We start from the raw sequence: 15096 nt of genomic DNA, 5'->3' as shown, positions 1-15096 counted from the left end.
CAAGCGAACCACACTCACCGGTGGGCGCCGCGGACCAGCTCGTCGAGCAGGTCCGGGTAGGACCACCCCGCGGCCGCGAACATCCGCGGCACCTGGGAGTGCTCGGTCATGCCGGGCACGGTGTTCACCTCGTTGAGCACCGGGCCGTCCTCGGTCAGGAAGAAGTCGATCCGGGCGACGCCGCAGCAGCCGAGCGCGTCGTAGACGGCCCGCGCCGCGTCCTCGAGCGCCTTGGCCGCCACCTCGTCGACGTCGGCCGGGACCCGGAAGTCGGCGTGCCCGCCGTACTTGCTCTCGTGGTCGAACAGCCCGTCGGCCACGATCTCGAGGGCCGGCGCGGCCAGCAGGGTGCCGTCGGCGCGCCGCAGCACGGCGACGTCGATCTCCCGGCCGGCGACGACGTCCTCGACCAGCACGCGGTCGTCCAGCGCGAGCGCGGCGTCCAGCGCCGGGCCCAGGCGGTCCGGGCGGTCGACGAGCGCGACGCCCAGGCTGGAGCCCGCCGCCACGGGCTTGACCACGACGGGGTGCGTCCAGCGCAGGGTCCCGGCGGTCGCCGCCGTGACGAGGACGCCGGGGGCCGTGGCGATGCCGAGCGCGTTCGCCACCAGCTTGGTGGCCCACTTGTCCATGGCGATCGCCCCGGGCCGGACGCCCGAGCCCACGTACGGCAACCCGGCCAGCTCGCACAGCGCCGCGAGGGCGCCGTCCTCGCCGCGTGGTCCGTGCACGACCGGGAAGACCACGTCGCAGCTGCGGAGCACCTGGGCCGCGCCGCTGAGCCCGATCGGGCGCAACCCGCGGTCGCGCCAGGTCCCGTCCCGGCCGACGGTCAGGGGCACGGCGTCGTACGTCGCCGGGTCCAGCGCGGCCGCGACCGAGGCCGCCGAGGCGAGCGAGACGTCGTGCTCGCCGTTCTGCCCGCCGCCGATCACCGCGACGCGGGTCCTCACGACAGGCTCCGCAGGTGCGGCACGCCGCGGACCCGCCGGGCGATCCGCGCGCCGATGCCGGTGACGACGTCGTGCTCGATGGTGCCGGCCCAGGCCGCCCACTCCGCGACCGTCGGCTCGCCCTGGTCGCCGGGCCCGAACACCGTCACGGTCTCGCCGAGGTCGACGCCGCGGTCGGCGAGGTCCACGACGAGCTGGTCCATCGAGAGCAGGCCGACGACCGGACGACGGACGCCGTGCACGAGCACCTCGGCGCAGCCCGCGGCCGCCCGGGGCAGGCCGTCGGCGTAGCCCAGCGGCACGAGCGCGAGGTGGGTCGCACGGCTCGTCCGGTGCGCGTGGCCGTACCCGACCGGGGTGCCGGCACGGACCCGGCGCACCGAGACCACGGGCGCGGTGAGCGTCATCGCCGGGCGCAGGGACGTGGTCCCGGACGGGTCGATCCCGACCAGCCCGGCCCCGACCCGGCTCATCGTGTGGTGGCTGCGCGGGTCGGTGAGGGTGGCCGCCGTCGCCGCGAGGTGCCGGTCCCGCGGACGCAGTCCTGCGGCGCGGGCGTGCTCGAGCGCCCAGACGAAGCGGGTGCGCGCCAGCGCGTTGCAGTCGTCGGCCGGATCGGCGGCGCAGCCGAGGTGGCCCATCACGCCGACGACCTCGACCTCGCCGCGCTGCTCGGCGCGGCGCGCCGTCCGGCACAGCAGCGCCCAGCTCGCCGGCTCGGCCCCGTCGCGGGCCATGCCGGCGTCCACGTGCAGGTGGATCCGGGTGCGCCCCGGCGCCGCGGCGACCGCGGCCAGGTGCGGCAGCGAGGGCACCGCCACCTCGACCCCGCGGGCGGTCGCGGTCGCGAAGTCCGCGTCGACCGGGTTCAGCCAGCTCAGCACCGGGACGCCGAGGTCGGCGTCGACCAGCGCCCACGCCTCCTCGAGGCTGGTCACGCCGAGCCGGGTCGCGCCGTGCGCGAGGGCCGTACGGGCGACGTCCAGCGCCCCGTGGCCGAAGCCGTCGGCCTTGACGACCGCCATCAGCTCGCCGCTCGCGCGGGACGCGAGCAGCCGGGTGTTGTGCGCGACCGCGCCCAGGTCGATGTCGAGCCGCGGCGCGCGGCCGGCCGAGCCCCGGGTCTGGGGCAGGAGGATCGTCATGCCGTCTACGCTAGGGACGGCGGCGCCTCCGCGACCTCCACCTCAGGTGCCGGCCGGCTGTCCCCAAGTGCCGGGTCGGCGCAGCCTCGGGCCGAGACTGCGCCGACTCGGCGTCAGACGGGGACCAGCTCGACCGCGCCGACGGCGTACCGGGCGAGGATCGAGCGGGCCAGCTCGGGGTGGGCGCCGAGCGGCTCCGAGACGGTGATCGCCCCGGCCTCGAGCGCGAGCTCCGCGGCCCGGTCCGGCAGGAAGCCCGGCGCCAGGAACAGCGACGCGACCGCGATGTGGCGGCGGCCCTCCGCACGGAACGCGCGGACCGCCTCGCCGGTCGCCGGCGGCGACGAGGACGCGAACGCCGCGGTCACCGGCAGCTTGTGCCGCGCGCCCCAGACCCGCGCGAGCCGGGCGACCGCCTGGTTGGCGAGCGGGTCGCTGGAGCCGGCCGCGGCCAGCACCAGCGCGTCCAGCTCGCGCACCCGCGCGGCCCGGAGCGCCTCGCGCATCCGGACGTCCAGCACCTCGAGGAACTGCGGCTCGAGGCCGAGGATGCGCGTGGCCCGGACGCGCAGGCCCGCGTGCCGCGCCTGCGCCTCGGCGACGGCGGACGGGACGTCCACCTTGGCGTGGTAGGCCTCGGTGAGCAGCAGCGGGACGACGACGATCTCGTCGTGACCCTGCTTGACGAGCCGGTCGACGACCGTCTGGAACGACGGCTTCGACAGCTCGAGGAAGGCGGCCTCGATCTTGAGGTCGGGGCGCATCGCCTTGACCTCGCCGACGAGTGCCTTGATGGTCGCGGCGGACCGGGGGTCACGACTGCCGTGAGCCAGGGCCACCAGAGCAGGAGCAGTCATCACACTGCCTCCTTCGCGGTGCGTGTTCCTTCGTGGGGTCGGGCACGGCCGGCCACGCTGCCGGTCTGCGGGGAGTGCGGGGTCATGAGTGGATCCCGCACTCGGTCTTGGTGGTGCCGGCCCAGCGGCCGCTGCGCGGGTCCTCGCCGGGAGCCACGCGGCGCGTGCAGGGCCAGCAGCCGATGGAGGGGTAGCCGTCGTACACGAGCGGGTTGACCAGGATGCCGTTCTCCGCGACGTACCGCTCGACCTGCTCGTCGGACCAGCGGGCGAGCGGGGAGACCTTGACCTTGCCCTTCCGGGCGTCCCAGCCGATCACCGGCGCGATCACGCGGTTGTGCGTCTCGGCGCGCCGCAGCCCGGTCGCCCAGGCGTCGTACTCGTCGAGTGCGTCGGCGAGCGGCTCAACCTTGCGCAGCTTGCAGCACAGGTCCGGGTCGGTCTTGTAGAGGTCCTTGCCGTACGTCTCGTCCTGCTCGGCCACCGACTGCACCGGGGTGATCGTCAGCAGGTTCACCGGCATCGTCGCCTCGACGGCGTCGCGGGTGCCGATGGTCTCGGCGAAGTGGTAGCCGGTGTCGAGGAAGACCACGTCGATCCCGGGTGCCACCTTCGACGCGACGTCGGCCAGCACGGCGTCGCCCATCGACGACGTCACGCAGAACCGCTCGCCGAACGTCGCGACCGCCCACTCGATGATGTCCTCGGCCGGTGCGAGCTCGAGCTCCGCGCCCCAGTGGGACACCAGCTCGCGCAGCTCCTCGGGGGAGCGGCCGGCGGTCTCGGTGGCCCGGTTGTTGCGGGCGTTGAGCGTGGTCGCGGCGGTCATGACGCGCCTCCGGGCCGGAGCAGGCCGATCAGCTTCAGGCTGAACGCGCGCTGGCAGGACCGGCACTCCCAGGAGCCGTGGGCGCCCTCGTGCGGGCGCAGGTCCTCGTCGCCGCAGTAGGGGCAGTGGAAGGGCACGGCGCGCTCGCTCATGAGGACACCGCCTCCAGGAGCTTGTCGCCGCGCACGAGCTCCTCGTCGGCGCGCAGCACCCAGGTCGTGAAGCTCTCGCCGTCCTCGCGGTCGGCCAGGTAGTTGGTCACCAGCGCGGTGACGTAGTCGTCCAGCCCGGCGCTGGTGACCTTGTGGGCGCGCAGCTTGCGGCCGAAGTTGGCCTGCAGCCCGGTCGCCCCGCCCAGGTGCACCTGGAAGCCCTCGACCTGCTGGCCCTCGTGCATGACCAGCTGGCCCTTGAGGCCGATGTCGGCGACCTGGGTGCGGGCGCAGGCGTTCGGGCAGCCGTTCACGTTCACGGTGATCGGGGAGTCCAGGTCGGGGAAGCGCTTCTCCAGCTCGGCGACCAGGTCGCGGGCCCGGTTCTTGGTGTCGACGATCGCGAGCTTGCAGAACTCGATGCCGGTGCAGGCCATCGTGTTGCGGCGCCAGTTCGAGGGCCGCCCCGACAGGCCGATCTCGTCCAGCCGGTCGAGCAGCGGCTCGACGACGTCGGGCTGGACGCCGATCAGCACGATCTTCTGGTACGGCGTCAGCCGGGCGCCCTGCACGCCGTACTCGTCCATCAGGTCGGCGAGCTGCACCAGCAGCGTGCCGGACACGCGGCCGGCGGTCGGGGCGATGCCGACGTACTTGCGGCCGTCCTTCTGGTCGTGCACGCCGATGTGGTCACGGTGGCCGACCGGCGACTCGGGGGAGGGGTTCGAGACCAGCGCGCGGCCGAGGTACTCGTTCTCCATCACCTCGCGGAACTTCTCCACGCCCCAGTCGGCGACCAGGAACTTCAGGCGCGCCCGGGAGCGCAGCCGCCGGTAGCCGTAGTCGCGGAAGATGGAGGCGACCGCCTCCCAGGCGTCCGGGACCTCGTCGAGGGGAATCCAGACGCCGAGCTTCTGCGCGAGCATCGGGTTGGTGGAGAGGCCGCCGCCGACCCAGAGGTCGAAGCCGGGACCGTGCTCGGGGTGGACCGTGCCGACGAAGGCCACGTCGTTGATCTCCGGCGCGACGTCGTGGGACGGGTGGCCGGTCAGCGCGGTCTTGAACTTGCGCGGGAAGTTCGAGAAGTCCGGGTTGCCGATGTAGCGGCGCTCGATCTCGGCCAGGGCCGAGGAGCCGTCGATGATCTCGTCGACGGCAACGCCGGCGACGGGCGAGCCGAGGAACGGCCGCGGGGAGTCGCCGCACGCCTCCATGCTGTGCAGGCCGGCCGCGTCCAGGCGGTCCCAGATCGCCGGCACGTCCTCGATCCGGATCCAGTGGTACTGGATGTTCTCCCGGTCGGTCACGTCCGCGGTGTCCCGCGCGAAGTCGACGCCGATGGTGCCGAGCGCGCGGACGGCGGCGGGGGAGAGCAGCTTGCCGTCGGAGCGGACCCGCAGCATGAAGTAGCGGTCGTCCAGCTCCTCCTCGTCGAGGATGGCCGTCTTGCCGCCGTCGATGCCGGGCTTGCGCTGGGTGTAGAGGCCCATCCAGCGGAACCGGCCGCGCAGGTCCGCGGGGTCGATCGAGTCGAAGCCGCGCTGGGAGTAGACGTGGAGGATGCGGTCCCGCACGTTGAGCGGGTTGTCGTCCTTCTTGGACTGCTCGTTCTTGTTCAGCGGCTCGGTGTAGCCCAACGCCCACTGACCCTCGCCGCGCTTGGGGCGGGGAATCTCGGTGCGCTCGGGACGCTTGGCGGTGTAGCGGAGGTCGGACATCGGTGTCGGTTCCTTGACGAGGCGGGCGACGCGATGCTCGACCGGCGACGGTGCCGGGAGCATGGCGGCCGGGACGGGCGGCTGGTCAGGCTCGGTCAGTCAGGAAAGCCAACACATCATGCTGCGCGTACGACCGAAGTCCACGTGGCGTCGGGCCACGAGGTACGTGTGGGTCGCAGCGGAGATCATGTCAAGGAGTCTCAGGGACCGGACGGGCTTGCCACAAGGTGAAATCCCACACCGTGAGACAGAGGTCTGAATAGTGAGACGCCGGGTTCCCGCCGCCGCCTGAGGGGCCGCGGGCTGCGGTCCAGGTCACACCGGGGGTGCTACTACGCTGCCCTCATGAGCGACGCCTCCCTCGACTCCCTCACCAGCAGCGCGTACCGCCAGGCCCTCGAGGTGATCGCCTCGGTCGAACCGCGGGTCGCCGAGGCGACCCGCCAGGAGCTGGTCGACCAGCGCGGTTCGCTCAAGCTGATCGCGAGCGAGAACTACGCCTCGCCGGCCGTGCTGCTGACGATGGGCACCTGGTTCAGCGACAAATACGCCGAGGGCACGGTCGGGCACCGCTTCTACGCCGGCTGCCAGAACGTCGACACCGTGGAGGCGCTCGCGGCCGAGCACGCCCGTGAGCTCTTCGGCGCGCCGTACGCCTACGCCCAGCCGCACTCCGGGATCGACGCCAACCTCGTGGCCTACTGGGCGATCCTCGCGCACCGCGTCGAGACGCCGGGGCTGGCGAAGCTGGGCGCGAAGAACGTCAACGAGCTCTCCGAGCAGGACTGGGAGACGCTGCGCGGCGAGCTCGGCAACCAGCGGCTGCTCGGCATGTCCCTCGACGCGGGCGGCCACCTGACCCACGGCTTCCGGCCGAACATCAGCGGCAAGATGTTCCACCAGCAGCAGTACGGCACCGACCCGGAGACCGGGCTGCTCGACTACGACGCGGTCGCCGCGAAGGCCCGCGAGTTCAAGCCGCTGGTGCTCGTGGCCGGCTACTCGGCGTACCCCCGGCGGGTGAACTTCGCGAAGATGCGCGAGATCGCCGACGAGGTCGGCGCGACGCTGATGGTCGACATGGCGCACTTCGCCGGCCTGGTGGCCGGCAAGGTGTTCACCGGCGACGAGGACCCGGTGCCCTTCGCCCACGTCACCACCACGACGACCCACAAGTCGCTGCGTGGCCCGCGCGGCGGCCTGGTGCTCGCGCAGGAGGAGTACGCCCCCGAGGTCGACCGTGGGTGCCCGATGGTGCTCGGCGGCCCGCTCTCGCACGTGATGGCCGCGAAGGCGGTCGCGCTCGCCGAGGCCCGGCAGCCCGGGTTCCGCGCGTACGCCCAGCGCATCGCCGACAACGCCCAGTCCCTCGCCGACGGCTTCCTCTCGCGCGGGGCGACCCTGGTCACCGGCGGCACCGACAACCACCTGGTGCTGCTCGACGTCTCGTCGTTCGGCCTGACCGGCCGGCAGGCCGAGTCGGCGCTGCTCGAGGCGGGCGTGGTCACCAACCGCAACTCGGTGCCGCGCGACCCGAACGGCGCCTGGTACACGTCGGGCATCCGGCTCGGCACCCCGGCGCTGACCACCCGCGGCTTCGGCCACGACGAGTTCGACCGGGTGGCGGAGCTGATCGTGCACGTCCTGCAGAACACCCAGCCCGGCACCACGAAGGACGGCAAGCCGTCCAAGGCGTCGTACACGCTGGGCGAGGGCGTGGCCGACAAGGTCAGGGACGCCTCGGCCGAGATGCTCGACAAGCACCCGCTCTACCCGGGCATCGACCTGTCCTGAGTCAGCGCCACCGGTACTCCACCTCGGGCCGGCCGCTGCCCCCGTAGCGGGGGCGGCGCTCGGCCTGTCCGGAGTCGGCGAGGTGCTCGAGGTAGCGCCGCGCGGTGACCCGGGACGTGCCGGTGGCGGCGCCGACCTCGCTCGCCGACCGGGGCCCGTCCGCGTCGCGCAGCGCGGCCCGCACCACGCGCAGCGTCTCGTCGCTCATGCCCTTCGGCAGCGGCGCGGTCGCCGTCGACCGGAGGCTGCCGACCAGCCGGTCGACGTCGTCCTGGGCGACCTCGGCGTCGGCGGCGTCCAGACCGGCGCGGTACGCGGCGTACTGCTCGAGCTTGGCGCGGAAGGTCGCGTAGGTGAACGGCTTGAGGAGGTAGAGCACGACGCCCTGGGCGAGCGCACGGCGCACCACGTCGAGGTCGCGGGCCGAGGTCACCGCGATCACGTCGCACAGCTGGCCGCCGGCGCGGAGCCGCTGGAGGAGCCCCAGGCCGTGCCCGTCCGGCAGGTGCATGTCGAGCAGCAGCAGGTCCACGTCGTGGTCCTGGAGGAACCGGACCGCCTCGGCGGCCGACCGGGCCACCCCCGTCACCTCGAACCCCTCGACCCGGTTCGTGTACGCCGCGTGCGCCTCCGCGGCGACCGCCTCGTCCTCGACGACGAGCACCCGGACGCTCACGGCGCCACCCGCCGCTCCACCCGGTGCGCCGCGCGCAGCGTGACGACGAACTCCGCGCCGCCGTACGCCGATCGCCCGATCGTCACGTCGCCGTCGTGGGTCCGCGCCACCTGGCCCACGAGCGCCAGCCCGAGGCCGCGCTCGCCGCCGCTCGCCTTGGTGGTCCAACCGCGCTCGAGCACGCGCGCCGCCTCGTCGTCGCCGAGCCCCGGTCCGCTGTCGCCGACGCGCACCACGACCGCGTCCGCGTCGCCGCCGACGACCACCGCCACTCGGCGCTCGTCCCTGCCGGCGACCGCGTCGAAGGCGTTGTCGACGAGGTTGCCGATCACGGTCACGAGGTCGCGGGGCGCGAGGCCGGCCGTGGCCGGCACCTCGCCCTCGATGGTCAGCTCGATGCCGCGCTCGGCCGCCTCGGTGCTCTTGCCGACCAGGAGCGCCGCGACGACGGGGTCGCCGACCGCGCCCAGCAGCCGGTCGGTCAGGGCCTGGGCGACCGCCAGCTCGTCGGTCGCGAAGTCGACCGCCTCCTGGGGTCGGCCCATCTCGATGAGCGACACGATCGTGTGCAGCCGGTTGGCGGCCTCGTGGTTCTGCGAGCGCAGCGACTCGGTCAGCCCGCGGACGACGTCGAGCTCGCCGGTCACCGAGCGCAGCTCGGTGTGGTCGCGCAGCGTGACCACCGCGCCGACGTCGCGCCCCTGCCAGGTCGCGGGTGCCGAGCTCACCACGAGCACCCGGTCGCCCCGCACGTAGATGTCGTCGGCCTCCGCCTCGCGCCCGAGCGCCGCGGCCACCAGGCCGGGCGGCAGGTCGAGGTCGTGGACCGAGCGGCCGACGGCGTCCGGCGGCAGGTCGAGCAGTCGGACGGCCTCGTCGTTGACCAGCTGCACCCGGCCCTCGTCGTCGAGGAGCAGCAGGCCCTCGCGCACCGCGTGCAGCACCGCGCTGTAGTACTCGTACATCCGGGCGATCTCCCGCTCGCCGAGCCCATGGGTCTGGCGGCGCACCCGGCGCGCGAGCAGCCAGGTGCCGAGCAGGCCGACCGCGAGGACCAGGGCGGCCGCCACGAGGATCAGCACGACGTCCTGGCGCAGCTGCCGGTCGATGGCGGACACGGAGATGCCGACCGAGACCAGCGCGACGACCTCGCCGCTCCGCTCGACCGGCACGACGGCGCGGATCGAGGGGCCGAGCGTGCCGGTGTACTCCTGGGTGAACACCGCTCCCTCGGGCGCGCCGCCGAGGTCCCCGACGAACGGCCGGCCGATCTGGGTGGGGTCGGGGTGGGTGTAGCGGATCCGGTCGAGCGACATCACCACGACGAAGTCGACCCCGGTGTCGTGGCGCACCTGCTCGGCGTACGGCTGCAGCCGGCGGCTGGGGTCGGGGGTGCTCAGCGCGGCCCGGACCGCGGGGGAGTCGGCCACCGTCTCGGCGACGGCCACGGCCTGCTCGGCGGCCGTCGCCCGCGCATCGCGCCGGGCGTCGTACGCCGCCAGGCCGGCCGACACGGCGACCAGCACGAGCACGACGAGGACCTGGAGCAGCAGCACCTGGCGTGCGACGGACGGTTCCTGCCTCCGAGCCCGCACGCGCATGAGGCGCATTGTGCCGCAGCGGACGCGAACTCAATGACCACAACGGTGACCGGCATCACAACGGGGTACAGCATCGAGCGGAACCCGCCCGCGGCCCCTTGGAGGAACCCATGAGCACGGCCAGCACCCCGCAACGATCGGCAACCCGCACCCGCACGCACTGGCTGTACGTCGCCGTGCTCCTCGCGGTCGGACTCGGCATCCTGGTCGGCCTGGTGTTCCCCGACTTCGCGGTCGAGCTGAAGCCGCTCGGCGACGCGTTCGTCGGCCTGATCAAGATGATGATCCAGCCGATCATCTTCTGCACGATCGTGCTCGGCGTCGGCTCCGTGGCCAGCGCCGCCCGGGTGGGCAAGGTCGGCCTGCTGGCGATCGGCTACTTCCTGGTGATGTCGACGTTCGCGCTCACCATCGGCCTGGTCGTCGGCAACCTGCTGCACCCCGGTGAGGGCCTGAACCTCACCGACGAGGTCGCCTCGGCGGGAGCGGCCCAGGCCGAGGAGGGGCACGCGAGCACGACGGACTTCCTGCTCGGGATCATCCCCGACTCGCTGTTCTCCTCGCTGACGTCGGGCGACGTGCTGCAGACCCTCCTGGTCGCGCTGCTGATCGGGTTCGCGCTCCAGCAGATGGGGTCCGCCGGGCGCCCGATCCTCACCGTCGTGGAGTACGCCCAGAAGCTGGTCTTCCGGGTGCTCGCGATGATCATGTGGGCCGCGCCGGTCGGCGCCTTCGGCGCGATGGCGGCGGTCGTCGGACAGACCGGGTTCGACGCGCTCAAGAGCCTCGCCGTCCTGATGGCGGGCTTCTACGTGACCTGCCTGCTGTTCGTGTTCGTCGTGCTCGGCACCGTGCTGCGGGTGGTGGCCGGCATCAACATCTTCTCCCTGTTCCGCTACCTGGCCCGGGAGTTCCTGCTGATCCTCGCGACCTCGTCCTCGGAGTCGGCGCTGCCGCGGCTGATCGCGAAGATGGAGCACGCCGGCGTCGAGCGGACCACCGTCGGAATCGTCGTGCCGACCGGCTACTCGTTCAACCTGGACGGCACCGCGATCTACCTCACCATGGCCACCCTGTTCATCGCCGACGCGATGGGCGACCCGCTGAGCATCGGCGAGCAGATCGGGCTGCTGGTGTTCATGATCATCGCGTCCAAGGGCGCCGCCGGCGTCACCGGCGCCGGCCTGGCCACGCTCGCGGGCGGCCTGCAGTCGCACCGGCCGGACCTGGTCGGCGGCGTCGGCCTGATCGTCGGCATCGACCGCTTCATGTCCGAGGCCCGCGCGCTGACCAACTTCGCCGGCAACTCGGTCGCCACGGTTCTCATCGGCACCTGGACCGACGGCATCGACCGGGACCGCCTCGACCGGGTGCTCGCCGGCGAGCTGCCGTTCGACGAGCGCACCATGGTCGACGACGCCCCGGAGCGGGAGCCGGAGCCCGCAGTGGTGGGCCGGAGCTGAACCTGGCAGCCGGAACCCGCACGACACGCCGCAGGGGCTCGGCGTGTCGTGCGGGTTTCGGCTGCTGACAGCCGAACCCCGCAAGCCGCCTACGCCACCGGCGTCGCCCGCGCCACGATCGCCCGCAGGTCCCCGCCGTCCAGGGCGCCGAAGGTGCCGTCGTACGCCGAACCCAGCCGCGAGGCGCAGAAGACGTCGGCGACCTCGGGCGGGGCGAAGCGGACCAGCAGCGAACCCTGGAGGACCGCGGCCATCCGGCCGGCGAGCCGGCGGGCGTTGACCTCGAGCCGGTCCGGCTCGCCCATCAGCGAGCCGAGCAGCGCGAGGGTGTCGTCGATCGCGCGGTCCAGGCGCGGGTCGCCGCCGCGGGCGCGGCCGACCTCGGTGATCCAGGCGTCGAGCACCTCCGGCTCGCGGCCCAGCGCCCGCAGCACGTCGAGGGCGTTGACGTTGCCCGAGCCCTCCCACACCGAGTTCAGCGGCGCCTCCCGGTAGAGCAGCGGCAGCCCGGACTCCTCGACGTACCCGTTGCCGCCGAGGCACTCCAGCGCCTCCGCGACCAGGTACGGGGTCCGCTTGCAGACCCAGAACTTCGCCAGCGGCAGCCCGATCCGGCGCAGCGCGGTCTCGTGCGGGTCGGCGATGTTGTCCACCGCCGACGCCAGCCGCATCGCGACGGCCGTCGCGGCCTCCGCCTCGACGGCGAGGTCGGCGAGCACGTTCTGCATCAGCGGCTTGTCCGCCAGCAGGGACCCGAACGCCGAGCGGTGCGCGGCGTGCCAGGACGCCTCGTTGACCGCGCGCCGCATCAGCGACGTCGAGCCGAGCACGCAGTCGAGCCGGGTCGCGGCCACCATCTCGATGATCGTGCGCACGCCGCGGCCCTCGTCGCCGAGCCGGTGGGCGACGGTGCCGTCGAACTCCAGCTCCGACGAGGCGTTCGACCGGTTGCCGAGCTTGTCCTTGAGCCGGACCACGTCCAGCTGGTTGCGGCTGCCGTCGGGCAGCACCCGCGGCACCACGAAGCAGGTCACCCCGCCGGCCGCCTGGGCGAGCACCAGGAACACGTCGTTCATCGGCGCCGACGTGAACCACTTGTGCCCGTGCAGGGTGTACTCGCCGTCCACCGCCGTCGGGCGCGCCTCGGTGACGTTGGCCCGCACGTCGGACCCGCCCTGCTTCTCGGTCATGCCCATGCCGGCGAGCGCCCCGCGCTTCGCCGACGGCTGCCGGACGCCCGGGTCGTACTTCGTGGAGGCCAGCAGCGGCGTCCACTCCTTCGCGAGCGCCTCGTCGGCGCGCAGGGCCGGCACCGCGGCGTACGTCATCGAGATCGGGCAGCCGTGGCCGGGCTCGGTGTGCGACCAGGCCATGAACCCGGCCGCCCGGCGCACGTGGGCGTACGGCGAGCCGGCCTCCTGCTGCTCCCACGGGGTGGCCGCCAGGCCGTGCCCGACCGCCCGCTCCATCAGCCAGTGCCAGGACGGGTGGAACCGCACCTCGTCGACCCGGTTGCCCCAGCGGTCGTAGGGGACGAGCTCGGGGTGGTGCTGGTTGGCCAGCATGCCGTGCTCGCGGGCCTCCGCCGTGCCCGCCTCGGCGCCGATGCCGGCGAGGTCCTCGACGACCTCGGCCGAGGCGTGGCGGGTGACCGCCTCCACGAGCGCGGCGTCGCCCGTGACGATGTTGTGACCAGCCAGCAGGGGTGCCTGGTTCGTGGCTACCCGGATCTCCGAACGCATGCCCTTACGTTAGATCCATGTCCGGGGTCGAGAGCGTGGAGCGTGCCGTCGTGGCCTGGTTCCACCGGTCCCGCGAGCTGGTCTGGCGCCTGGTCGTCACGACCGTCGGCTCCTGCCTGCGGTACCGGGTCACCGGGCTGGCGGCCGAGGCGGCGTTCTTCGCGGTGCTGTCGGTCCCGCCCCTGGTCTTCGCCCTCGCCGGCGCGATCGGCTTCGTGTCCGACCAGTTCAGCGCCGCGCAGATCAACGACGTCCGGGACGCGGTCATCCACCTGTCCGAGCGGGCGCTGACCGAGAACGCCGTCAACCGGATCATCACCCCGACCATCGACGACGTGCTGCAGGGCGGCCGCCTGGACGTGATCTCGCTGGGCTTCGTGCTGGCCCTGTGGTCGGGCTCCCGCGCGCTGCACGTGTTCGTGGACACCATCACGATCATGCACGGGCTCGGCGGGTCCCGCGGGATCATCAAGGCGCGCGCCCTCTCGTTCGCGCTGTACCTGCTGGCGATCGTCACCGGCGTCGTCTCGATCCCGCTGGTCGTCGCCGGCCCGAGCCTGGTCGAGGACTGGCTGCCGGAGCGCGCGGACGTCCTGGTGGCGTTCTACTGGCCGGCCGTCATCGTGATCTGCATCTGCTTCCTCGCGACCCTCTACCACGTCTCCGTCCCGGTGAAGACGAACTGGAGCTTCAACCTCCCGGGCGCGACGTTCTCGCTGTGCTGCTGGGTGGTCGGCTCCTACCTGCTGCGCTGGTTCCTCACCGCGACCGCCGCCGACTCGCGGTCGATCTACGGGCCGCTCGCCGCGCCGATCGCCGTGCTGCTCTGGCTCTACCTGGTGTCGATCGCGGTGCTGATCGGCGCCGCCGTGAACGCGGCGTTCGACGAGGTCTTCCCGCAGAAGACCACCACCCGGGCCCGGCTCGAGCTGGTGCAGCGGCTGCGCCGCCTCGGGTCGCGCGACGAGACCGGATAGATTGCCGCCCGTGCCGGACGACTCCAGCGACATCACGCAGGGCCGGGCCCGCGGCAAGGTCTCGCTGCCCGACCCCGGCCGGTCGCCCTGGTGGGAGCTCGGCCGCCGGCTGCTGCTCGCCGTCGTGATCCTCGTCGGCACCGTCATGCTGGTCTACCTGGACCGGCACGCGTACCGCGACGGCAACGACCCGCCGTACTTCCGCGTCGACCTCGTCGACTCGATCTACTACACGACGGTCACGCTGAGCACGACCGGGTACGGCGACATCGCCCCGGTGGCGGAGCACGCCCGGATGATCAACGCGTTCGTCATCACCCCGCTCCGCATCGCCTTCCTGGTGCTGCTGATCGGGACCACCCTGGAGGTGCTCGCCTCGCAGGGCCGCGAGATGTTCCGAGTCGCCCGCTGGAGGAAGAAGATGTCAGCCCACGTCGTCGTGATCGGCTACGGCACCAAGGGGCGGGCCGCGGTCGACACGCTCGTCAACAACGGCACCGACCGCGAGTCGATCGTCGTGGTCGACCCCGGCCCCGAGGCCCTGCAGGAGGCGCACGCGGACGGCCTCGCGGTCGTCACCGGCGACGCCACCCGCCGCGACGTGCTCCGGCGGGCGGGCGTCGAGAACGCCGGCCAGGTGATCATCACGACGAACCGGGACGACTCCAACGTGCTCGCCACGCTCACCGTCCGCCAGCTCAACCCCGACGTCTGGATCGTCGCCGCCGTCCGCGAGCAGGAGAACGTCGCCCTGATGCGCCAGTCGGGGGCAAACTCGGTGATCACCTCCTCCGATGCCGTCGGCCGGTTGCTCGGTCTCTCGTCCCTCTCGCCGACCCTCGGCTCGGTGATGGAGGACCTGCTGACGTACGGCGAGGGTCTCGAGGTCGCCGAGCGCGACCTGCTCGTCTCGGAGGTCGGCCAGCAGCCGCAGTCGCTGCCCGACCAGGTGATCGCCGTGGTGCGCGACGAGAAGGTCTACCGCTACTTCGACCCGGTGGTCACCCTCCTCGCTCGCGGCGACCGGCTGATCGTGGTCCGCCCCGCCAAGGAGCTGCCCTGGGCGCCCCGGCCGGGCACCCACGACGAGGACCTCGCCACCGACGACGCGTAGCGGCGAGTTCCCCACACCGGAGGCCTCCGAGGGCTAGCCTGCTGGCACGGGTGGGGGCCTGAGGTTGGGGAGTGG

13 protein-coding genes are annotated in these 15096 nt (G+C 73.0%); 4 read left to right on the top strand and 9 right to left on the bottom strand.

All coding sequences use genetic code 11. The features are described 5' to 3' along the window. Nucleotides 1-14: 14 nt before the first annotated feature. The 6 genes from ABD086_RS22255 to ABD086_RS22230 form a co-directional block, all read right to left on the bottom strand. Nucleotides 15-953, bottom strand: coding sequence for a D-alanine--D-alanine ligase family protein (locus ABD086_RS22255; RefSeq protein ID WP_343910308.1), 939 nt, complete (start codon nt 951-953; stop codon nt 15-17). After that, complete coding sequence (gene alr, locus ABD086_RS22250; RefSeq protein WP_343910306.1) at nt 950-2098, bottom strand: alanine racemase; 1149 nt, start codon at nt 2096-2098, stop codon at nt 950-952. The genes ABD086_RS22255 and alr overlap by 4 nt, the downstream gene beginning before the upstream one ends. A gap of 113 nt (nt 2099-2211) precedes the next feature. Beyond that, nucleotides 2212-2955, bottom strand: a complete 744-nt coding sequence (locus tag ABD086_RS22245) for a sirohydrochlorin chelatase (protein ID WP_343910304.1) — start codon at nt 2953-2955, stop codon at nt 2212-2214. Nucleotides 2956-3037: 82 nt separating this feature from the next. Further along, nucleotides 3038-3784 carry a phosphoadenylyl-sulfate reductase gene (locus ABD086_RS22240; RefSeq protein WP_343910302.1) on the bottom strand — a complete coding sequence of 249 codons (747 nt, stop codon included), beginning with the start codon at nt 3782-3784 and terminating at the stop codon, nt 3038-3040. Beyond that, nucleotides 3781-3936 carry a hypothetical protein gene (locus ABD086_RS22235; protein ID WP_343910300.1) on the bottom strand — a complete coding sequence of 52 codons (156 nt, stop codon included), beginning with the start codon at nt 3934-3936 and terminating at the stop codon, nt 3781-3783. Before ABD086_RS22235 ends, ABD086_RS22240 begins: the two co-directional genes overlap by 4 nt. After that, nucleotides 3933-5654, bottom strand: a complete 1722-nt coding sequence (locus ABD086_RS22230) for a nitrite/sulfite reductase (RefSeq protein ID WP_343910298.1) — start codon at nt 5652-5654, stop codon at nt 3933-3935. The genes ABD086_RS22235 and ABD086_RS22230 overlap by 4 nt, the downstream gene beginning before the upstream one ends. Nucleotides 5655-5999: 345 nt before the next feature. On the opposite strand from ABD086_RS22230, the gene ABD086_RS22225 reads away from it, so the two are divergent. Next, nucleotides 6000-7448, top strand: coding sequence for a glycine hydroxymethyltransferase (locus ABD086_RS22225; protein ID WP_343910296.1), 1449 nt, complete (start codon nt 6000-6002; stop codon nt 7446-7448). Between the two features lies 1 nt (nt 7449). On the opposite strand, the gene ABD086_RS22220 is transcribed toward ABD086_RS22225, so the two are convergent. Together ABD086_RS22220 and ABD086_RS22215 are read right to left on the bottom strand one after the other, a co-directional pair. Continuing rightward, on the bottom strand, nt 7450-8124 hold the full coding sequence (locus tag ABD086_RS22220; protein WP_343910294.1) for a response regulator: 675 nt from the start codon (nt 8122-8124) through the stop codon (nt 7450-7452). Next, nucleotides 8121-9725 (bottom strand): sensor histidine kinase, encoded by a 1605-nt coding sequence (locus ABD086_RS22215; RefSeq protein ID WP_343910293.1) that lies wholly within the window; start codon nt 9723-9725, stop codon nt 8121-8123. The genes ABD086_RS22220 and ABD086_RS22215 overlap by 4 nt, the downstream gene beginning before the upstream one ends. Before the next feature lie 110 nt (nt 9726-9835). Between ABD086_RS22215 and ABD086_RS22210 the strand changes: the two genes are divergently transcribed. Further along, on the top strand, nt 9836-11188 hold the full coding sequence (locus tag ABD086_RS22210; protein WP_343910291.1) for a cation:dicarboxylate symporter family transporter: 1353 nt from the start codon (nt 9836-9838) through the stop codon (nt 11186-11188). 89 nt (nt 11189-11277) lie between these two features. Here the strand turns inward: ABD086_RS22210 and ABD086_RS22205 are convergent, their stop codons facing one another. Continuing rightward, nucleotides 11278-12930 carry an acyl-CoA dehydrogenase family protein gene (locus tag ABD086_RS22205; protein ID WP_343910290.1) on the bottom strand — a complete coding sequence of 551 codons (1653 nt, stop codon included), beginning with the start codon at nt 12928-12930 and terminating at the stop codon, nt 11278-11280. 17 nt (nt 12931-12947) lie between these two features. Between ABD086_RS22205 and ABD086_RS22200 the strand changes: the two genes are divergently transcribed. Both ABD086_RS22200 and ABD086_RS22195 read left to right on the top strand, forming a co-directional pair. Next, nucleotides 12948-13907: a YihY/virulence factor BrkB family protein gene (locus ABD086_RS22200; protein WP_343910288.1), complete on the top strand. Its 960-nt coding sequence runs from the start codon at nt 12948-12950 to the stop codon at nt 13905-13907. A gap of 10 nt (nt 13908-13917) precedes the next feature. Next, nucleotides 13918-15021, top strand: a complete 1104-nt coding sequence (locus ABD086_RS22195; RefSeq protein WP_343910286.1) for a potassium channel family protein — start codon at nt 13918-13920, stop codon at nt 15019-15021. Nucleotides 15022-15096 lie beyond the last annotated feature (75 nt).

It is taken from the genome of Nocardioides aquiterrae (genome assembly GCF_039526625.1).
In the GTDB taxonomy this organism is placed as follows: domain Bacteria; phylum Actinomycetota; class Actinomycetes; order Propionibacteriales; family Nocardioidaceae; genus Nocardioides; species Nocardioides aquiterrae.
The sequence above is the reverse complement of the archived record's forward strand: the minus strand, read 5'-3'. Positions and strand labels throughout refer to the sequence as shown.